Below are 2,771 nucleotides of genomic sequence, written 5' to 3' on the forward strand. Positions count from 1 at the left end.
ACAGCCGCCAGGAGCCCGCTCTCTTCTACTTCTGGACCCCGCACTCGGCGTTCAATACCTACGACCTCACCCGGGTCGCGCTCCCCGCCTACAGCGATGCCTGCTACGCCACGGGTGATGCCGGCGGGATCGACTGCGACTACCCGGAGGACGTGCTGTTCAAGATCGTCAACAGCGATCTGGCCACCAACGCCCCCGACGCGGATGCCTTCCTGCGGGCCATGAGCTACTCGACCGCCGACCAGATCCAGATGCTGTCGGCCATCGAGAACGACGGCCTCACGGTGGACGAAGCGGCAGCCCAGTGGATCGAGGCCAACCCCGACGTCTGGGGTGCGTGGATCCCCTCCTCCTAGAAGGCAGGTGAGAACCGGCGCCGGCAGCCAGCGAGACCTGCCGGCGCCGCCGACCTTCCCCGAGGAGTAGTTCTTGTACGACTTCATCATCGTGGGAGGCGGCTCGGCCGGGTGCGCGCTGGCCAACCGGCTGAGCGCGGACGCCGGCAACCGGGTCCTGGTGCTGGAAGCCGGGCGCCGGGACTACAAGTGGGACGTGTTCATCCACATGCCGGCGGCCCTGGCCTTCCCCATCGGCAACCCCCTCTACGACTGGCGGTACCAGAGCGATCCCGAACCCCACATGGGGGGTCGAAGGATCTATCACGCCCGGGGGAAGGTGCTGGGCGGATCCAGCTCCATCAACGGCATGATCTTCCAGCGCGGCAACCCGGCCGACTACGACAAGTGGGCCGCCGAACCCGGCATGGAGGGCTGGGACTACCGCCACTGCCTCCCCTACTTCAAGCGTTCGGAGACCTGCCTGGCCGGTGCGGATGGATGGCGGGGCGGGGAGGGCCCGCTGGTGCTGGAACGGGGACCGGCCGACAGTCCCCTCTTTGTGGCCTTCTTCGAAGCGGTGCAGGAGGCCGGGTACGCGCTGACCGACGACGTGAACGGGTACCGCCAGGAGGGGTTCGCGCCCTTCGACCGCAACATCCACCGGGGACGGCGGGTCTCGGCTTCGGTGGCCTACCTGCATCCGGTGATGCATCGCAAGAACCTCGACGTGAAGACCGGCGCCCTCATCAACCGGGTCCTGTTCAAGGCCAGGCGGGCGGTGGGGGTGGAGTACCGCCGGCGGGGCCGTGACCGCACCGTCCGGGGCCGGCACGTCCTGCTGTGCGCCGGGGCGTTCGGATCCGCCCAGCTGCTCCAGCTCTCCGGGGTGGGGCCCGCCGGTCTCCTGGAGTCGCTGGACATCCCGGTGGTCACCGACCTTCCGGGGGTCGGCGAGAACCTCCAGGACCACCTCGAGGTGTACGTCCAGTACGCCTCCCGCCGGCCGGTGTCGATGCAGCCGGCCCTTCGCCTGTGGCGCCGACCCTGGATCGGGATGCAATGGCTGGCCCGGAGGGGACCCGGCGCCACCAACCACTTCGAGGGCGGCGGTTTCGTCCGCTCCAACCCGGACGTGTCCTACCCCAACCTCATGTTCCACTTCCTGCCGCTGGCCATCCGCTACGACGGCTCGTCGCCGAGCCACGGCCACGGCTACCAGGTCCATGTCGGCCCCATGTACTCGGACGCCCGGGGGTACGTCCGGATCAAGTCACGCGACCCGAGGGCGAAGCCGTCCCTGCGCTTCAACTACCTCTCCACCGAACAGGACCGCCGGGAGTGGGTCGAGGCCGTCCGGGTGACCCGCCGCATCATGAACCAGCCGGCGTTCGCCCCCTACAACGCCGGGGAGCTGTCGCCCGGCCCGGAGGTCTCGACCGACCAGGAGATCCTGGACTGGGTCGCCCGGGATGCCGAGACCGCCCTGCATCCCTCCGGGACGGCCCGCATGGGCACCGACGACGGGTCGGTGGTGGATCCCGGATCGATGCGGGTTCACGGCACCGAGGGGCTGAGCGTGGTGGACGCCTCCGTAATGCCGACGGTCACCAACGGCAACATCTACGCTCCGGTGATGATGATCGCGGAGAAGGCGGCCGACCTCATCCTGGGCAACCAGCCCCTGGAGCCCCTGGATGTCCCGGTCTACCCGGCGGAACCGGCCGGGTGACGAACGCTCGACAATCGACGGTGGAAGTTGGATCAAGATGATGGACACAGCGATGGACGCGAGTAGCGAGGCCTCCCGGGTCAGGGTCGAGGGCGTGTGGAAGGTCTTCGGCAGGCGGGCCGCCGAGGCGCGGGAGATGGCGGAGGCCGGGGCCGGCCGGGAGGAGATAAGGGAGGCCGTCGGCAGCGTGGTGGCGGTCCGCGACGTCACCTTCCAGGTGTCCCCGGGTGAGACGTTCGTGGTGATGGGCCTCTCGGGATCGGGAAAGTCCACCCTCGTCCGGTGCGTCTCCCACCTGATCGAGCCCACGGAGGGAACCGTGGAGGTGTGCGGCACGGAGCTCACCAGTGCCGACCGCGCCACGCTGCGCGATCTGCGGCGCCGGAAGATGGCGATGGTGTTCCAGCACTTCGGCTTGTTCCCCCATCGCACGGTGGTGGACAACGTGGCCTACGGGCTGGAGGTGCAGGGGATCGACCGCCGCGAGCGGCAGGAGCGCGCCCGGGAGCTCCTGGAGACCGTCGGCCTGGAGGGCTGGGGCGATCATCACCCCCAGCAGCTCAGCGGCGGCATGCAGCAGCGGGTGGGGCTGGCCCGGGCGCTGGCCGTCGACCCCGAGGTGCTGTTCTTCGACGAGCCGTTCTCCGCCCTCGACCCGCTCATCCGCCGGGACATGCAGGACGAGCTGATCGAGCTCCAGATGA

Annotated in this window: 3 protein-coding genes; all 3 read left to right on the forward strand. The window is 69.3% G+C overall.

Features of this window, described 5'->3' with window-relative positions; translation table 11 throughout:
- On the forward strand, window positions 1–356 hold a 356-nt coding region (locus OXK16_11460; protein ID MDE0376560.1), incomplete at its 5' end, for a glycine/betaine ABC transporter substrate-binding protein.
- 73 nt (window positions 357–429) lie between these two features.
- Window positions 430–2,067 carry a choline dehydrogenase gene (gene betA, locus OXK16_11465; GenBank protein ID MDE0376561.1) on the forward strand — a complete coding sequence of 546 codons (1,638 nt, stop codon included), beginning with the start codon at window positions 430–432 and terminating at the stop codon, window positions 2,065–2,067.
- Between the two features lie 37 nt (window positions 2,068–2,104).
- Window positions 2,105–2,771: ATP-binding cassette domain-containing protein (locus OXK16_11470; GenBank protein MDE0376562.1), on the forward strand; the 667-nt coding region annotated here is incomplete at its 3' end.

The sequence above is a fragment of the bacterium genome (assembly GCA_028821235.1).
Taxonomy (GTDB): Bacteria; Actinomycetota; Acidimicrobiia; order Spongiisociales; family Spongiisociaceae; genus Spongiisocius.